Below are 16203 nucleotides of genomic sequence, written 5' to 3'. Positions count from 1 at the left end.
CATGAGCAAAAACACCCTTGAAACATGGTTGCCCAAGCTGGTGGTAGCACCGGCCTTTGTGCTGGGCTTCGCGTTCATCTACGGCCTCATGGTCTGGAACGGCGTGCTCAGCCTGACGGTGTCCCGCATGCTGCCCAACTACGAATGGGCGGGCCTGGCGCAATATGAACGCCTGTGGGAGATGGACCGCTGGTGGGTGGCCCTTAAAAACCTGGGCATCTTCGGCGTGGGCTACGTGGGCGGCTCGCTCGCCATTGGCGTGGTGCTGGCCGTGTTGCTGGACCAGAAGATCCGCGCTGAGGGTGCGTTGCGCACCATTTACCTCTACCCCATGGCCCTGTCGTTTGTGGTGACGGGCACGGCGTGGAAATGGCTGCTCAACCCCGGCATGGGGATTGAAAAAATGGTGCGCGACTGGGGCTTTGAGCGCTTCAGTTTTGATTGGCTGGTGGACACCGACATGGCGATCTACTGCGTGGTGATCGCAGGCATCTGGCAGAGCGCAGGCTTTGCCATGGCGCTGTTCCTGGCAGGCCTGCGTGGCATTGACGACAGCATCATCAAGGCGGCGCAGGTCGATGGAGCGTCGCTGCCGCGCATTTACTGGCGCATCGTGCTGCCAGCACTCCGGCCCGTGTTCTTTTCCACGCTCATGGTGCTGTCGCACCTGGCGATCAAGAGCTTTGACCTGGTGATGGCGCTCACGGCCGGTGGCCCGGGTTTTGCCACCGATGTGCCCGCCACCTTCATGTACACCATGTCGTTCTCGCGCGGCCAGATCGGTCTGGGTGCGGCCAGCGCCACCATGATGCTGGCCACCGTGGCGGCCCTGGTGATTCCTTACCTTTACAGCGAACTGCGGAGCAAACCCCATGACCGCTAAGCCCTCTATCTTTCCGTCTGTGGGGCGCTGGCTGCTGTACGGCGTGCTGGCGTTGGCCACGGCGTTTTTTCTGCTGCCGCTGTACGCCATGCTGGTCACGTCGTTCAAGGACGCCGAAGAGATTCGCACCACGTCACTGTTGGCCTTGCCCGGAGGGCTGAATTGGTCGGCTTGGGGCACCGCATGGTCCAGTGCCTGCACGGGGGTGGACTGCAACGGCCTGCGCCCATTCTTCTGGAACTCGGTCGCCATGACGGTGCCGGCCGTGCTCCTGTCCACCGTGTGGGGCGCGCTCAACGGCTATGTGCTCAGCCTATGGAAGTTTCGTGGCAGCGACGTGCTGTTTGGCCTGCTGCTGTTTGGTGTGTTCATGCCCTTTCAGGTGGTGCTGCTGCCCATGAGCCAGGTGCTGGGCTGGCTGGGGCTGTCCAGTTCGATCACCGGGCTGGTGCTAGTGCACTGCCTGGCGGGCCTGGCGGGCACCACGCTGTTCTTTCGCAACTACTACGCGGCCATCCCCAAGGAGCTGGTGAACGCCGCGCGCATGGATGGCGCCAGCTTCTTCCAGATCTTCTGGCGCATCGTGCTGCCGCTGTCCACACCCATTGTCATGGTCACGCTGATCTGGCAGTTCACCGCGATCTGGAACGACTTTCTGTTTGGCGTGGTGTTCTCGGGCACCGAGTCCAAGCCCATCACCGTGGGCCTGAACAACCTGGCCAACACCAGCAGCAGTGTGAAGGCCTACAACGTGGACATGGCCGCTGCGATCATCGCCGGGCTTCCGACCATGGTGATCTACGTACTGGCCGGCAAATTTTTTGTGCGCGGGCTGACGGCCGGCGCCGTCAAGGGATAAAGAGGTTAAGCAATCATGGCGTCATCACTCGACATTGCAGGCATCAACAAGCGCTTTGGCAAGGGCGACAAGAGCGTGGAGGTGCTGCGCAAGATCGACATCCACGTGGCCCCGGGCGAGTTCCTGATCCTGGTGGGCCCCTCGGGCTGCGGCAAATCGACGCTGCTCAACATCATCGCGGGGCTTGATGAACCCACCGAGGGTGAGGTCCGCATCGCTGGCAAGAACGTGGTGGGCATGCCCCCGCGCGACCGTGACATTGCCATGGTGTTTCAGAGCTATGCGCTGTACCCCACCCTGAGCGTGGCCGACAACATCGGCTTTGCGCTGGAGATGCGCAAGATGCCCAAGCCCGAGCGCAAGAAACGCATCGACGAAGTGGCCGCCATGCTGCAGATCACGCACCTGCTGGACCGCCGGCCCAGCCAACTGTCGGGCGGCCAGCGCCAGCGCGTGGCCATGGGGCGGGCGCTGGCGCGCCAGCCGCAGCTCTTTTTGTTTGACGAGCCGCTGTCCAACCTGGACGCCAAGCTGCGCGTGGAGATGCGTGCCGAGATCAAGCGCCTGCACCAGGCCAGCGGCATCACCAGCGTCTACGTGACGCACGACCAGGTCGAGGCCATGACGCTCGGGTCACGCATTGCGGTGATGAAGGGCGGCGTGGTGCAGCAACTGGGCACGCCCGACGAGATATATAACCGCCCGGCCAACACCTACGTGGCCACGTTCATCGGCTCGCCCACCATGAACCTGCTGCGGGGCACGCAAGCGACTGGGTACTTCGCTGTTCAAGGTGCCTCGCTCGACCTGGCGGCGCCACTGGCCTCCGCCGAAGTCATGCTGGGCGTGCGGCCAGAGCACCTGGTGATGCAGGACAGCGCACCGTGGCGCGGCACCGTGAGCGTGGTCGAGCCCACCGGCCCCGACACTTACGTGATGGTGGACACCGCCGCAGGCACCGTCACTCTGCGTACCGATGCCCAAACCCGCGCGCAGCCGGGCGATCAGGTGGGCCTGACGGTGGCACCAGCCCATGCGCACTGGTTCGACGCCAAGTCCGAAGAGCGATTGGCAGGCTGACCGGTTCGGCCCCCCGGCCGCTGGGTAGCCACGCGAAGGGGCTTTGGTCTTTGCCTGAACAGGAAATTCAGGTAAAAATAGGCTTTAGCGCTTATCCATCATGCGCGAGTAGCTATAGAAATAATAGCGATTGCGATCCGCCGGCCGCCATCTGCCGCAGGGCAGTGGGGCGTATGACCTTTGGTCTCCATCCTTTTCCTATGCACCCTCAGCGCCTCCTCGCCGACATCGGCGGCACCAACATCCGCCTGGCCTGGCAGAACGAGCCGGGCGGCCCTTTGAACGACACGCGCGTTTTGCCTTGCGCACAGTTCCCCACTGTGGACGCCGCGCTGTCGGCGTACCTGAAAGAAGTGGGTGTGCCCACCCCGCGCGAGGCGGCGTTCGGCATTGCCAACCCCGTCACGGGCGACGCCATCCGCATGACCAACCACAGCTGGAGCTTTTCGCAACGCGCAGTGCGCGAGGCGTTCGGTTTTGAGCGCCTGGTGGTCATCAACGACTTCACTGCGCTGGCGCTGGCATTGCCCCTGCTGACGCCCGACCTGCTGCGGCCCGTGGGTGGCGGCGAGGCCGTCCCGGGCGCTGCGATTGCGCTGCTGGGCCCAGGCACGGGTCTGGGTGTGTCGGGTCTGGTCTTCCCGCCCGGGTCCAGCAACGGCGTGCCCTTGTCGGGCGAGGGCGGGCATGTGTCACTGGCGGCGCAGACGCAGCGCGAGTTCGACGTGATCGCCATCTTGCAGGAGCGCTACGGCCATGTGTCGGCTGAGCGCGCTGTCTCGGGCGCAGGGCTGGTGGACCTGTACCACGCGCTGCGCAGGCTGGCCCAGCGCGGCGGCAAGGAGATCAGCTCGGCCGCCCAGGTGACTGAGCTTGCGCTGCAGTCCAATGACGCACTGGCCCTGGAGGCGCTGGACCTGTTCTGCGGCTTTCTGGGCAGCGTGGCGGGCAACCTGGCTCTTACCCTGGGCGCGCGCGGTGGCGTGTTCATTGGTGGCGGCATGGTGCCGCGCCTGGGCACGTGGTTCGATAAATCGTCGTTCCGCACGCGGTTCGAATCCAAGGGGCGTTTTCAGCCCTACCTCGCATCCATCCCGTGCTGGGTCATCGACCCCAGCGCCACGCCTGCGCTGTATGGCGCATCGCGGGCGCTGGACATTGCGGGATAGACGCAACCTGACTGAGCCCGGCGTCACCCGACCCGGGCCCAGCACGTCCGCTCAATTCGCAGCCGTGTAGGTCGGAACGACGCTCACCATATTGGCGTACACATCCTTGCGCTTGTCGTACAGCGGGATGGTGGTGCCGTTGACGCGGTTGGCCACCAGCTTGGCCAGGTCCACGTCGGCGATGACGATCTGTTCCATGTTGGGCACGCCTTCGGCGGCAATGCCGTCGCGTGCGAACGGGAAGTCGGATGGCGTGATGATGGCTGCTTGCCCGTAGTGCAACCCCAGGCCCTCCACCGCCAGGTTGCCTACCGTGCCCGTGACGGCCACATACACCTGGTTTTCGATGGCGCGCGCGTGGCAGCAGTACCGAACGCGCCAGAAGCCCTGGCGGTCATCCGTGCACGACGGCACAAAGATGATGTCGGCGCCTTGTTCGCACACCATGCGCGACAGCTCGGGGAACTCGATGTCGTAGCAGATCAGGATCGCAATACGGCCATGAGGCGTGTCAAACACGGTCAGCTGGTGGCCCGGGTCGCCCTTCCACTTTTCTTTTTCCCAGCGGGTCAGGTGGATCTTGTCCTGCGTGAACACCTTGCCCTGCGGGCTGAACAGGTAGGCCGTGTTGAGCAACTTGCCGTTGGACAGCGTGGGGTGGCTGCCGCCGATGATGTGCACGCCCCAGCGCTTGGCCAGGTCGGTGAAGAGCTCGATGTAGCGGTCGGTGAACTCGTCCATCCGGCGCACCGCCGTGCGCAGGTCGGACGTGTCCATGAAGGACAGCAACTGCGTGGTGAAGATCTCGGGGAACATCACGAACTGCGGCTTGTAGTCGCCCGCCGCTTTCATGACAAAGCGGACCTGGTTCTCGAACCCCGCCCAGTCGTCGATGGAGCGCAGCAGGTATTGCACCGCCGCGATGCGGACGATGCCCTGGCTGGGGCTGAAAACGGGGTGCATGTCTTGTGCTTGAACTGTCATGAATGTCCTAGGGGCTGGCAGCGATGGCCGATTGCAGGGCCGTCGGGCGAGACGGGTCGTAGTCCGGGTTGATCCACACGATCAGAGCCGCCTGGCCGCACGATTCATGGTCTTGCGGCAGGTAGTCTTTCATGATCCCACAGTAGCGAAAATCCTCGCGCAGCTGAAAGCTCAGCACCGGGTCCGTGAAGTCGCCCCACAGCACCTTTTTGGCGTATTGCTCGGCCGTCATGTCTTTGGAATGCGGCAAATAGCCCGGCAGCCGTCCACACGCAATGATGCGACGCAGGTTCAGGGTTTTGCACAGCTGGCGGCGGCCTTCGTACAGGTAGTGCCCAATCTGCAGCCCGCGCATTTCGGGGTCCACAAAAACCTCGGCACCGTACAGCGTCAGACCCTGGGGGTTGTGCGTGCTGAAGGTGCCTTTGGCGGTGATTTCCTGCCAGGTGTGCTCGTCCGACCATTCGTTCCACAGGATCACCAGCGAGCTGGCGCAGCCCACCACCCGACCGTCGATTTCGGCCATCAGCTGGCCTTCGGGAAACATGTTGAGCTGTTCTTCCAGGTGGTCCCGCCGCCAGGGGTCGATGGCGGGGTAGACGCGCTCCTGCAGTTTCAGGAGTTCATCGATGTCGCTGTGGAGCGTGGTTCTTATCAGCAGGTCGTCCATGGGGTGCCAGATGTGTTGGCCAGTGGTGTGAAAAAGGGTGGGCACTGTGGTGCGCAACTGGGCAGTGTGGCGCAAAGCTGCTGCGCAGGCGGATGGAGGGCTTTACCGCCCCGGCAGTCACGCGCCCGCAGGGCAGATCATGACGGGCACTGGAGACCGGGAGATCAAGCCGGGAATGATGTTGCCCGTGAGCAGCCGCACCACCGCATTGCTGCCCGGCGCCGCCACTACGACCAGGTCGCAGCCATGCGTGGCGGTGGCCTCTGCCACGTAGTCGGCAGACGCATCGCCCGGGGCCATGGCGCACGCGCTGTCCACCCCGGCGGCACGGGCCGCGTCTTCGGCCGCTTTCAGCAGGTCAGACGCCGTCGATTGCGTTTGTTGTTCAAACTGCTCGGCCGTGTGTGCGGCAAACGCCGCCATGCCGCCTCCCGGCATGTCGACCATGGGAAACGCGTAGGCCGGGGGCACATACAGATAGATCACCTGGGCGGCGTGTACCCGGGCAATTTCAATGCCGGTGTGGATGGCGGCCTGGGCGGGCGGGTGCTCATCCACCAGAACCATGATTTTTTGGAACATGTGCTTCCCTTTCTGCTGTGACATGGGGCGGTGCGGCATGGCGGGGTTGCATGCGCACACGTCTGCTGAGGGTTACGCGCTGTTCACAGCACTTTTCCTCTCTCTCCCGTCACTGCTCGGGCTTCAAGCGACTGGAGGTGCTGGCTGTCCGAGAGGTGAAACAACACGGAGTAGCCTCGTGCTGAGGTGCGTTTGAACTGAAGCCAATAGTTGCACTGATAGATGCGCGCATTGACCGCTTCACAAGAGGACTCCATGCCTCTGCTGATTTCCTTGATTTCTTGCAGACTGGAGCCAAGGGGTATCTTGCGCAAGAAGCCAGAGACAACCTTTTCGCTGTCCAACTTGTCGAGATCAACAGAAGCTGGGAATGATGTTCCTTCAGCTTCTAGCTGCAGGTAGATCACGAAATTCCAGTCGGTAGGAATGCATCCACAGGCAGATTTCCATCCTTCAGGGCCTGACGGACCGAAGAAGGCGAGTGCTCCGATGAACGGAATGCTCAGGAGGAAGGGGAGAAACTTTCGTTTCTTGGGCATGGCGGTGACTCTGTGTGGTCTGAGAGCAGATGGGGCCTCCCAAGGCTACCACCTGCCCATCACATCTCCTCGCTCCAGCAATACCCATCCCGCGCAATCATTGCGCTGGCCGAACTGGGGCCCCAGCTGCCCGCAGCATACGGGCGTGGCCCCACGGGGTCGTTCTTCCAATGCTGCAGGATGGGCTCCACCCAGCGCCAGGCTTCTTCTTGTTCATCGCTGCGCACAAACAGGTTCAGGCGGCCCGCAATCACATCGAGCAGCAGGCGTTCGTAGGCGCCCACGCGTTCGGTGCCAAAGCGCTGGTCGAAGTCCAGGTTCAGGTGCACCTGCGACAGCGCGGGCTCCGTCTGGTGCTGGGCGGCGCCCTGAGCCAGCAGGTGCAGCTCCAGCCCGTCCTTGGGCTGCAGGTTGATCACCAAGCGGTTGGCGGCACCGGCAGGGGTCTTGAAGATGGGGTGCGGCACCGGGCGGAAGTTGACGGCGATGTGTGCATCCCGCCCCGCCAGCCGCTTGCCGGTGCGGATGTAGAACGGCACACCGGCCCAGCGCCAGTTGGAGATCTCGGTGCGCAGCGCCACAAAGGTTTCGGTGGTGCTGCCGGGGGCCACGCCTTTTTCTTGCAGGTAGCCGGGTACCGGGGTGCCGTGCACGTTGCCCGCCGCGTACTGCCCGCGAATCACGTGCTGGCCAATGGTCTCCATGCTCCAGGGCTTGAGCGACTGCAGCACCTTGAGCTTTTCGTCGCGGATGGCGTTGGCACTGGAGTTGATCGGCGGCTCCATGCCAATCGCACACAGCAGTTGCAGCGCGTGGTTCTGCACCATGTCGCGCAGGGCGCCGGTCTGGTCATAAAACGCGCCGCGTGTTTCCACGCCCAGTTCTTCGGCAATGGTGATCTGGATGTTGGCAATGGTTTCGCGCCGCCACAGGGGCTCGAACAGTGCGTTGCCAAAGCGCATGGCAAACAGGTTCTGCACCGATGGTTTGCCCAGGTAGTGGTCGATGCGAAAGACCTGTTCTTCCTTGAGCACGCGGCGCAGCGTGTCGTTGATGGCCTGGTTGGATTGGAGGTCGTGGCCCAGCGGCTTTTCCAGCACCACGCGGGTGGTGGGGCCGTTCAGGCCCACGGCCGCGATCTGCTCGCACACGTTGGTGAACAGGCTGGGCGCGGTGGCCACATACATCACCACCGAGTCGGCGCCGCGTTCGTGCAGCATGGCGGCCAGCTTGGTGTAGTCCTCGGTTTTGGACAGGTCCATGCGCAGGTAGTGCAGCAGCGCGCCAAAACGCTCGAACTCGTCCGGAGTGGGGCGCTTGGCCAGCTCCACGCTGTCAAACCGCGCCTTGATCAGGCTGCGGTATTGTTCATGGCTGAGCTCGTCGCGTGCCACCGCAATGATGCGCCCCCCCTGGGGCAGCGTTCCATGCCGGAACGCCTGGAACAACGCCGGCATGAGCTTGCGCCAGGCCAGATCACCTGTTCCACCAAACAGGACAAGGTCAAAACTCATGGGGTCTCCGTATCAGGGTGTTGTTGTGCACGTTTGAGGCTAGAAATTGTAATCTCGTTACATCGATTTGTGCGATCTGTGTGTAGGTCTATGGCTTGCAAACGTTTTTTCACACTTTGCATGCGACAGAGTACCAAGATGTTTTTGTAATCAAGTTACCATTTCAGCCGCGTTGACCACTTCCTTCGACTGAACCCATGTCCCTCCGTTGCGACCAAACCCCCGAATGGCCTTTGCTGCAGGCCCATTTTTCGAACGGCGCCAGCCAGCAGGATCTGCGGGAGTCCTTCGCGCAGGACGCGCAGCGGTTTGAGCATTTCAGCCAGTCAGCCCCGCATGTGTTTGCCGACCTCTCCAAAAACCTGTGGAGCCGCGACACCGAGGCGTTGCTACTGGACATGGCCCGCCACAGCGGCCTGGAGCAACACCGCGATGCCATGCTGGGCGGCCAGCCCATCAACACCACCGAAGGCCGCGCGGTGCTGCACACCCTGCTGCGCCGCCCCGCGGGCTTGGGGCTGCCGGGCGATGAACGCACGATGGCCGCCGACCTGGTGCGGGTGCATGCCACGCTGGATGCCATGCTGGCCTATGCCGACACGGTGCGCGCGGACGAGTCCATCACCGACGTGGTCAACATCGGCATCGGCGGGTCGGACCTGGGCCCGCACATGGCCGTGCTGGCGCTCGAAGAGTTTCGCGCGCCGGGCAAGCGGTTTCATTTCGTATCCAACGTGGACGGGCACGAGCTGCACACCACGCTGCGCATGCTGCGGCCTGAGAACACGCTGTTCCTCGTCGCGTCCAAGACCTTCACCACCGCAGAAACCATGACCAACGCCCGATCGGCGCTGGCGTGGTTTGCTGACAACGGCGGCACCGATGTGGCGCGCCACTTTGCGGCGCTCACCACCAATGTGGATGCCGCAAAGACGCTGGGCATCGCCACTACTTTCGGATTCTGGGATTGGGTGGGCGGGCGCTATTCGCTGTGGTCGGCCATTGGCCTGCCGATTGCGATGGCGATTGGCTCGGCGGGCTTTAGGGACCTACTGGCCGGAGCGCACGCCATGGACGAGCACTTTCGCACCGCCCCCTTGGCGCAGAACCTGCCCGTGCGCCTGGGCCTGCTGGACGTCTGGTACCGCAACTTCCATGGCTTTACCAGCCGCTGCATCGCGCCCTACCACGCGGCGCTGGGCCGCCTGCCGGCCTATCTGCAGCAGCTGGAGATGGAAAGCAACGGCAAGCGCGTGGGGCTGGACGGCCAACCGCTGCCCTATGCCACGTCACCCGTGCTGTGGGGCGAGCCAGGCACCAACGGCCAACACGCTTTCTTTCAGATGCTGCACCAGGGCACCGACGTGCTGCCGCTGGAGCTGATCGCCGTGCGCCAGCCCACGCACCCGCTCAAGGGCCACCACAACAAGCTGCTGGCCAACGCGCTGGCGCAGGCCCAGGCGCTGATGGTGGGTAAGGTGAGCGCCGACGACGGGCACCGTCACTTTCCGGGCAACCGGCCCAGCACCTTCTTGCTGCTGGATGCGCTCACCCCTGCATCGCTCGGCGCGCTGATTGCGCTGCAAGAGCACCGCGTTTTCGTCAGTGGCAGTCTGTGGGGCATCAATAGCTTTGACCAGTGGGGCGTGGAGCTGGGCAAAGTGCTGGCCAGGGACATCGAGGCTCGGCTGGGCTCGGGTGACGCCACTGGGCTGGATGGATCCACCGCAGGGCTGTTGAAGCGGCTGCGTGGATAGATGAGACTTCAAAATAGATAGCTGCTAGCGCTTATGGGATAAGCGCTAGAGGCACTTTTAAGCCATATTTTCCAAGTGGCGCTGGCCGGGCACCAAGTCAACGCGTCAGCCGAAAGAAGTTCACCGGCAAGCCCGGTGTGGTGACCCGCGCGCTGAACAGCGAGCCGGCAGGTATGGCGGCGGTCTGTTCGTGCTCAGGCCGCCCGGCGCGGGCCGACGTGACGTACAGCGTGCGCAAATCTTCGCCCCCCAAACACACCATCGTGGGGCAGGTCACTGGTGTGGCAATGCGCTGCAGCACAGCGCCGGATGGCGACAGTTGCAGCACGCAGCCGCCTTCGTACATCGCCACCCAGTAGTTGCCGTCCACATCCACTGCTGCGCCATCGGGGCGGCCACCGTAGGGCTGGCCGTCCACCTTGTGGTCAAACTGCATCCAGGGCTGGCGGTGGGCGATGGCACCCGTGGGCACGTCGAAGTCAAACCGGTCAATCCGGTGCTCGGGCGTGTTGGACCAGTACATGAACCGGTCGTCCGGGCTGAAAGCCAGGCCGTTGGCCGTGAAGTTGTCGCCCGCCATGTAGCGCACGGAGTAGCCGCCGTCGGTAGCGGCCAGGCACCACAGCGCTGCGTCGGGTGCGGTGCGCGGCGTGATCACCGACCCGGCCCAGAACCGGCCTGCGGTGTCACAGCGGCCATCGTTCAGACGCAGCATCTGGGTGTTGTGCTGGTCAGCAGGCAACAGTGCCAGGCAGGTCAGTGCGCCTGTGGTGGTGTTCAGCAGATAGAAGCCATCTCGTAACCCAATTACCAATTGACCGCTTGGCGCGGGGGCGCAGCAACCGGGTTCGCTGGGCATTTTCCAATGCCGGTGCTGCCCCGTGGCGGGTGTCCAGGCATTTACAGCAAAGCCCTGAATGTCACACCAGTAGAGGCAGTTTTCCTCGGGGTGCCAGAAGGGCGATTCGCCCAGTTCGGACGGTGGCAAGGGCAGGGTTTGCAGAGTCATGGGTTGAAGTGAAATGGTTATCGAGTTACATTCTAGGGCACTCAAATTGTGGCCCCGTATCCGACCCGGGTTCGAGGGCCCACCCACCGATGGAGCATCCCATGCATTCAGTTGTAGCGCGCGTGACGGCCCGCATCACGCAGCGCAGTGCCGACACCCGCGCTGCTTATCTTGCTGGCATCGACGACATGCTGGCCCGCAAACCCACCCAGGACCGCATGGGCTGCGCCAACCTGGCCCACGCCTATGCCGCGCTGCCCAGTGCTGACAAGTTCAAGATCACCGTCGAAAAGGCGCCCAACATTGGCGTGGTGACGGCCTACAACGACATGCTGTCGGCCCACCAGCCGTACCAGAGCTACCCCGCCATCCTGCGCGACGAAGCCGCACAAAACGGCGCCACGGTGCAGGTCGCAGGCGGCGTGCCCGCCATGTGCGACGGCGTCACGCAGGGCACGCCTGGCATGGAGCTGTCGCTGTTCTCCCGCGATGCCATTGCCATGGCCACTGCGGTAGCGCTGTCCCACGATGTGTTCGATGGCGCGCTGCTGCTGGGCGTGTGCGACAAGATCGTGCCCGGCCTACTCATTGGCGCGCTGCACTACGGGCACCTGCCCTGCGTGTTTGTGCCTGCAGGCCCCATGGGCACCGGGCTGCCCAACAAGGACAAAGCCAAGGTGCGCGAGCAGTACGCGCAAGGCCTGGTGGGGCGTGATGAGTTGCTCAAGGCAGAATCGGCCGCGTACCACAGCCCTGGCACCTGCACCTTTTACGGCACCGCCAACAGCAACCAGATGCTGCTCGAAGCCATGGGCCTGCATGTGCCCGGCGCGGCCTTTGCGCCGCCCGGCACCGAAGAGCGCGAAGCCTTCACGCGCCAAGCCGTGCGCACGGTGCTCGACATTGGCAAGCGCGGATCGCGCTTCACGCCCATTGGTCATGTGGTGGACGAGCGCTGCATTGTCAACGCCATGGTGGCCTTGTTGGCCACGGGTGGGTCCACCAACCACCTGATCCACTGGGTGGCCATTGCGCGCAGTGCGGGCATTCTGATTGACTGGTCAGACTTTGACGAGCTGTCATCCGCCGTGCCGCTGCTGGCCCGCGTGTACCCCAATGGCGACGCCGACGTGAACCAGTTCCAGGCCGCAGGCGGCCCTGCGTGGATCTTGCGCGAGCTGCTGTCCGGCGGCTTCATGCACCCCGATGTGATGAGCGTGAACGCGGGCGGCATTGCCGCAGGCGGGCAGGGCGCTCCCACCGTGTCGGGCGACGACACCGTGCTGCGGCCGGTCACCCAGCCTTTCTCGCCCACCGGCGGACTGCGCCTGCTGCAAGGGCGTCTGGGTCGCGCGGTGATCAAGGTCTCGGCCGTGCCCGAAGACCGCCACATCATCGAAGCGCCTGCGCGCGTGTTCGATTCGCAAGAGGCCCTGCTCGCCGCCTTCAGCGCAGGCGAGGTGCAGCAGGACATGGTGGCCGTGGTGCGCTTTCAGGGCCCGCAGGCCAATGGCATGCCCGAACTGCACAAGCTCACCCCACCGCTGGCCGTGCTGCAGAACCAGGGGTTCAAGGTGGCGCTGGTGACCGACGGGCGCATGAGCGGCGCATCGGGCAAGGTGCCTGCGGCCATCCACGTGACGCCCGAGGCGCTGGCCGGTGGCCCGCTGGCCAAGGTGCTCGATGGCGACATCGTGCGTGTGGACGCTGTGGCCGGCACGCTGGATGTGCTGGTTGATGAAGCCACCTGGGCCGCCCGCCCCGTGGCGCCCTACACCGCACCCCCCGCGGCCGGCTTTGGCCGCGAACTGTTTACCAACTTTCGCCGCCATGCAGGCGGTGCCGAACAGGGCGCCTGCACCTGGCTGTAGGCAGGGCGCTCGGCACATCACTAATTAGGAGCAATTGAATGAACCCTCTCGATATCGCCAGCCACGGCCCCGTCATCCCCGTCATCGTGATCGACCGCGTGGAAGACGCGTTGCCCCTGGCTGAGGCCCTGCTGGCCGGTGGTGTGAAGGTGCTGGAGGTCACGCTGCGCACCGCTGCGGGCCTGCCCGCCATTGAAGCGATTGCGTGCCAGTTGCCTGAAGCGGTGGTGGGTGTCGGTACAGTGCTCAACGCCGACGACGCCCGCCGCGCCAGTGAGGCGGGTGCGCGTTTTGCAGTGAGCCCTGGCTACACGTCCGAGGTCGGCCATGCATGCAAGGCGCTGAATCTGCCTTTGCTGCCCGGTGTCGCCACGTCGAGCGAAATCATGGCTGCCCTGGCCGATGGTTTCTCGTTTCTCAAGCTCTTCCCGGCCGAGGCCGTGGGCGGCATGCCACTGCTCAAGTCCTGGGCCAGCCCGTTTGGTCAGGTCAGCTTTTGCCCCACCGGGGGCATCACCAACGCCACGGCCCCCAACTACCTGGCGCTGCCCAATGTGCGCTGCGTGGGTGGATCGTGGCTGACGCCCGCCGACGCGGTGCGGTCCGGCGACTGGGCGCGCATCACCGAGCTGGCGCGGGCCGCGCAGGCGTTGCGCAAGGTGGGGTGACTGGTTAGTTAAGCATCAAATTGGCCGTTAGCGCTTATCTGGTAAGCGCTAGTAGCTATTAAAAAGATAGTTTTTGAGGCTTGTTCTCAAAACAAAACCCGCAGGCCGTGAGGTCTGCGGGCTTATTTTTTTGGGGGCTGCGATCAGGGCAGCGTTGGGCCCCAAGGGCGGGGTCGGCTCACACCTTCAGCGAGCGCTCAATGTCCGTCAACTTGTAGCGTGCCAGAGCCAGATTGCCCTTGGCCTTGTCCAGCACCAGGTACAGAAACAGACCGAGGTTGTTGGGCACCAGGCGAATCAGGTGGTATTGGTCTCCCAGAGTGATCAGAATGTCCTCGATGCCACGGCGCAGGCCCAGCGCCTCCATCGTCTTGATCTTCGCGCGCACCACTTCGGTGTTGCCGGCTGCAGCCAGGTCCAGGTTCATTCCGCCGCCCGCTTGCGCAAGGCACATGCCGCTGCGGTAGTCGACCAGTGCCACTGCGGTTGCGCCATCAATGGTCATCGCGGAATCCATGCATTGCTTCAGGTTGGAGCTCATATCGTTTGTTTCGTTGGGGTTTCGGGTTTGCTGAAGGGCCAGGTCATCCATGACACTCAGCTTGCTCAGCTGCTCCATCAGAATGAACCACAGGGTTTGGGGGTTGCTGTCGGGCAGCTGGTAGACGTGGGTGCGTGCCATCTGCGCGGGCGGGGCGGCCTTGAAGATCGACTCTTCCATCACTGCGTTGGGCATCAGAAACGCCCAGACCACTGCAGGGTTGTGCGGCGCTAGCCATTCGAGCGTGGAACGCACCAGATTCACCGAACCCGGGCCCACCAGCAGGATGACAGCAGCGCTTTGCGGTGACGGCAAGCGCAGCTCCTTGGCGTTGGCAGGGCGAAGCCAGTCCACCAGCGGCGCCACGGTGGCGTCTGCCAGCGGAATCTGCAGCCAGGGGCCCGGCCCAGAGGTGTTGGCAACGCCCAGTTGCGCCAGGGAGTGAAGACCCAACCGAGCGGTCAGGTCGAGAACGGTGACAGTAGGAGGTGTGAGCGCCATGGAAGTCTGAGGGAGAAAAAGGCTCCTCGACGGGGCGCTATGGAAAGGCCGTCAGCCAACCCCTTCAGATGCTGAAGGGGTAGGAGCGCGGCGAAGTGTATCCAGATATGACGGGGCGGGTGTTTGCTGCTGCAATGCCTGATAAAAGTAAGATGGCTTATTAATTGTTATGAAGCGTTAACTGCAGATATCGCCTATACGCATCACGAAATATCAGTTTGTGTCATCCCCAAGTGCCATCTGAGCGGCGCGCCTTTCAACTTGGGTGGCCGACATCCTGGTGGCCAAAGAGCCGGTGCGGTACGCCGTCTGCTCCCTTGCCTGAAGCCCAATGGCCGCCCGCCCAACCAATAAAAAACCCCGCAGGCCTTGCAGCCTGCGGGGTTTGTTTTTTGGCGTTACCGGGTGGGCTTGCAGCCTGCCCGGTACGGGCCGGGCAATTACATGCCCATGCCGCCCATGCCACCCATGCCGCCCATGTCAGGCATGCCGCCGCCAGCGCCGGCTTCATCCTTGGGGGCGTCAGCCACCATGCACTCAGTCGTCAGCAGCAGCGAGGCCACAGACGCTGCGTTTTGCAGGGCCGTGCGGGTGACCTTCGTGGGGTCCAGAATGCCCAGTTCGAGCATGTCGCCGTAGCTGTCGTTGGCAGCGTTGAAGCCGAAGTTGCCCTTGCCGGCCAACACAGCGTTCACCACCACCGAGGCTTCGCCGCCGGCGTTGTTCACGATTTCGCGCAGAGGCGCTTCGATGGCCTTCAGCACCAGGGCAATGCCGTGGTCCTGGTCAGCGTTGTCACCCTTGATGGAGGTGCCAACCGCTTGCTTGGCACGCAGCAGAGCCACGCCGCCGCCAGCCACAACGCCTTCTTCCACAGCTGCGCGCGTTGCGTGCAGTGCGTCTTCCACGCGGGCCTTCTTTTCCTTCATTTCGACTTCGGTGGCAGCGCCGACCTTGATCACGGCCACGCCGCCGGCCAGCTTGGCTACGCGCTCTTGCAGCTTTTCGCGGTCGTAGTCGGACGTGGCTTCTTCGATCTGCACGCGCACTTGCTTGACGCGGGCTTCGATGTCAGCAGCAGCGCCAGCGCCGTCGATGATGATGGTGTTTTCCTTGCCCACTTCGATGCGCTTGGCTTGACCCAGGTCGGCCAAAGTCACCTTTTCGAGCGTCAGGCCCACTTCTTCAGCGATGACCTTGCCGCCCGTCAGGATGGCGATGTCTTCCAGCATGGCCTTGCGACGGTCGCCAAAGCCTGGAGCCTTGACAGCCACAACCTTCAGGATGCCGCGGATCGTGTTCACGACCAAAGTAGCAAGGGCTTCGCCTTCGACTTCTTCGGCAATGATCAGCAGGGGACGGCCAGCCTTGGCAACTTGCTCCAGCGTGGGCAGCAGGTCGCGGATGTTGCTGATCTTCTTGTCGAACAGCAGCACGAAGGGGTTGTCCAGAATGGCGGATTGCTTTTCTGGGTTGTTGATGAAGTAGGGCGACAGGTAGCCGCGGTCAAACTGCATGCCTTCCACGACGTCCAGTTCGCTGTCCAGCGACTTGCCGTCTTCCACGGTGATCACGC

General features: G+C 63.5%; 15 protein-coding genes. 7 read left to right on the top strand and 8 right to left on the bottom strand.

Translation table 11 applies throughout. From position 1 onward, the window contains the following. Position 1 precedes the first annotated feature (1 nt). The 4 genes from ACK4OE_RS14200 to glk all read left to right on the top strand — a co-directional run bounded on the left by ACK4OE_RS14200 (position 2) and on the right by glk (position 3991). Positions 2-883, top strand: coding sequence for a carbohydrate ABC transporter permease (locus ACK4OE_RS14200; RefSeq protein ID WP_409885456.1), 882 nt, complete (start codon positions 2-4; stop codon positions 881-883). After that, positions 873-1742, top strand: coding sequence for a carbohydrate ABC transporter permease (locus ACK4OE_RS14195; protein ID WP_409885455.1), 870 nt, complete (start codon positions 873-875; stop codon positions 1740-1742). Before ACK4OE_RS14200 ends, ACK4OE_RS14195 begins: the two co-directional genes overlap by 11 nt. A 15-nt stretch (positions 1743-1757) precedes the next feature. After that, positions 1758-2822 carry an ABC transporter ATP-binding protein gene (locus tag ACK4OE_RS14190; RefSeq protein WP_409885454.1) on the top strand — a complete coding sequence of 355 codons (1065 nt, stop codon included), beginning with the start codon at positions 1758-1760 and terminating at the stop codon, positions 2820-2822. Positions 2823-3022: 200 nt separating this feature from the next. After that, complete coding sequence (gene glk, locus ACK4OE_RS14185) at positions 3023-3991, top strand: glucokinase (protein WP_409885453.1); 969 nt, start codon at positions 3023-3025, stop codon at positions 3989-3991. A 51-nt stretch (positions 3992-4042) separates the two neighbouring features. On the opposite strand, the gene ACK4OE_RS14180 is transcribed toward glk, so the two are convergent. The 5 genes from ACK4OE_RS14180 to zwf form a co-directional block, all read right to left on the bottom strand. After that, complete coding sequence (locus tag ACK4OE_RS14180; RefSeq protein WP_409885452.1) at positions 4043-4975, bottom strand: carbon-nitrogen hydrolase family protein; 933 nt, start codon at positions 4973-4975, stop codon at positions 4043-4045. Positions 4976-4982: 7 nt separating this feature from the next. Continuing rightward, a complete protein-coding gene (locus ACK4OE_RS14175) occupies positions 4983-5645 on the bottom strand; it encodes a GNAT family N-acetyltransferase (RefSeq protein WP_409885451.1) in 663 nt (220 codons plus the stop codon). Between the two features lie 117 nt (positions 5646-5762). Beyond that, complete coding sequence (locus ACK4OE_RS14170; RefSeq protein ID WP_409885450.1) at positions 5763-6227, bottom strand: universal stress protein; 465 nt, start codon at positions 6225-6227, stop codon at positions 5763-5765. An 83-nt stretch (positions 6228-6310) separates the two neighbouring features. Next, positions 6311-6766 (bottom strand): hypothetical protein, encoded by a 456-nt coding sequence (locus ACK4OE_RS14165; RefSeq protein WP_409885449.1) that lies wholly within the window; start codon positions 6764-6766, stop codon positions 6311-6313. Positions 6767-6825: 59 nt separating this feature from the next. After that, entirely contained in the window at positions 6826-8280 is a 1455-nt protein-coding gene (zwf, locus tag ACK4OE_RS14160; RefSeq protein ID WP_409885448.1) for a glucose-6-phosphate dehydrogenase, read from the bottom strand. Positions 8281-8477: 197 nt separating this feature from the next. On the opposite strand from zwf, the gene pgi reads away from it, so the two are divergent. Further along, positions 8478-10037, top strand: coding sequence for a glucose-6-phosphate isomerase (pgi, locus tag ACK4OE_RS14155; protein WP_409885447.1), 1560 nt, complete (start codon positions 8478-8480; stop codon positions 10035-10037). A 97-nt stretch (positions 10038-10134) separates the two neighbouring features. On the opposite strand, the gene ACK4OE_RS14150 is transcribed toward pgi, so the two are convergent. Beyond that, positions 10135-11046, bottom strand: a complete 912-nt coding sequence (locus tag ACK4OE_RS14150) for an SMP-30/gluconolactonase/LRE family protein (protein ID WP_409885446.1) — start codon at positions 11044-11046, stop codon at positions 10135-10137. Positions 11047-11147: 101 nt separating this feature from the next. Between ACK4OE_RS14150 and edd the strand changes: the two genes are divergently transcribed. Together edd and eda are read left to right on the top strand one after the other, a co-directional pair. Beyond that, positions 11148-12917, top strand: a complete 1770-nt coding sequence (gene edd / locus ACK4OE_RS14145) for a phosphogluconate dehydratase (protein WP_409885445.1) — start codon at positions 11148-11150, stop codon at positions 12915-12917. Positions 12918-12955: 38 nt separating this feature from the next. After that, entirely contained in the window at positions 12956-13585 is a 630-nt protein-coding gene (gene eda, locus ACK4OE_RS14140; RefSeq protein WP_409885444.1) for a bifunctional 4-hydroxy-2-oxoglutarate aldolase/2-dehydro-3-deoxy-phosphogluconate aldolase, read from the top strand. Between the two features lie 178 nt (positions 13586-13763). Here the strand turns inward: eda and ACK4OE_RS14135 are convergent, their stop codons facing one another. Next, entirely contained in the window at positions 13764-14126 is a 363-nt protein-coding gene (locus ACK4OE_RS14135; protein ID WP_409885476.1) for a hypothetical protein, read from the bottom strand. A gap of 941 nt (positions 14127-15067) precedes the next feature. Continuing rightward, a partial coding sequence (gene groEL / locus ACK4OE_RS14130) for a chaperonin GroEL (protein ID WP_409885443.1) occupies positions 15068-16203 on the bottom strand: 1136 nt, incomplete at its 5' end.

The sequence above is a fragment of the Acidovorax sp. genome (assembly GCF_046314175.1).
Lineage (GTDB): Bacteria > Pseudomonadota > Gammaproteobacteria > Burkholderiales > Burkholderiaceae_C > Acidovorax.
The sequence above is the reverse complement of the archived record's forward strand: the minus strand, read 5'-3'. Positions and strand labels throughout refer to the sequence as shown.

What these genes read in the sequence shown, in the direction of transcription:
- ACK4OE_RS14200 (WP_409885456.1), top strand. Translation starts at nt 2, where the DNA reads ATGAGCAAAAACACCCTTGAAACATGGTTGCCCAAGCTGGTGGTAGCA.
- ACK4OE_RS14195 (WP_409885455.1), top strand. Translation starts at nt 873, where the DNA reads ATGACCGCTAAGCCCTCTATCTTTCCGTCTGTGGGGCGCTGGCTGCTG.
- ACK4OE_RS14190 (WP_409885454.1), top strand. Translation starts at nt 1,758, where the DNA reads ATGGCGTCATCACTCGACATTGCAGGCATCAACAAGCGCTTTGGCAAG.
- glk (WP_409885453.1), top strand. Translation starts at nt 3,023, where the DNA reads ATGCACCCTCAGCGCCTCCTCGCCGACATCGGCGGCACCAACATCCGC.
- ACK4OE_RS14180 (WP_409885452.1), bottom strand. Translation starts at nt 4,975, where the DNA reads ATGACAGTTCAAGCACAAGACATGCACCCCGTTTTCAGCCCCAGCCAG.
- ACK4OE_RS14175 (WP_409885451.1), bottom strand. Translation starts at nt 5,645, where the DNA reads ATGGACGACCTGCTGATAAGAACCACGCTCCACAGCGACATCGATGAA.
- ACK4OE_RS14170 (WP_409885450.1), bottom strand. Translation starts at nt 6,227, where the DNA reads ATGTTCCAAAAAATCATGGTTCTGGTGGATGAGCACCCGCCCGCCCAG.
- ACK4OE_RS14165 (WP_409885449.1), bottom strand. Translation starts at nt 6,766, where the DNA reads ATGCCCAAGAAACGAAAGTTTCTCCCCTTCCTCCTGAGCATTCCGTTC.
- zwf (WP_409885448.1), bottom strand. Translation starts at nt 8,280, where the DNA reads ATGAGTTTTGACCTTGTCCTGTTTGGTGGAACAGGTGATCTGGCCTGG.
- pgi (WP_409885447.1), top strand. Translation starts at nt 8,478, where the DNA reads ATGTCCCTCCGTTGCGACCAAACCCCCGAATGGCCTTTGCTGCAGGCC.
- ACK4OE_RS14150 (WP_409885446.1), bottom strand. Translation starts at nt 11,046, where the DNA reads ATGACTCTGCAAACCCTGCCCTTGCCACCGTCCGAACTGGGCGAATCG.
- edd (WP_409885445.1), top strand. Translation starts at nt 11,148, where the DNA reads ATGCATTCAGTTGTAGCGCGCGTGACGGCCCGCATCACGCAGCGCAGT.
- eda (WP_409885444.1), top strand. Translation starts at nt 12,956, where the DNA reads ATGAACCCTCTCGATATCGCCAGCCACGGCCCCGTCATCCCCGTCATC.
- ACK4OE_RS14135 (WP_409885476.1), bottom strand. Translation starts at nt 14,126, where the DNA reads ATGAGCTCCAACCTGAAGCAATGCATGGATTCCGCGATGACCATTGAT.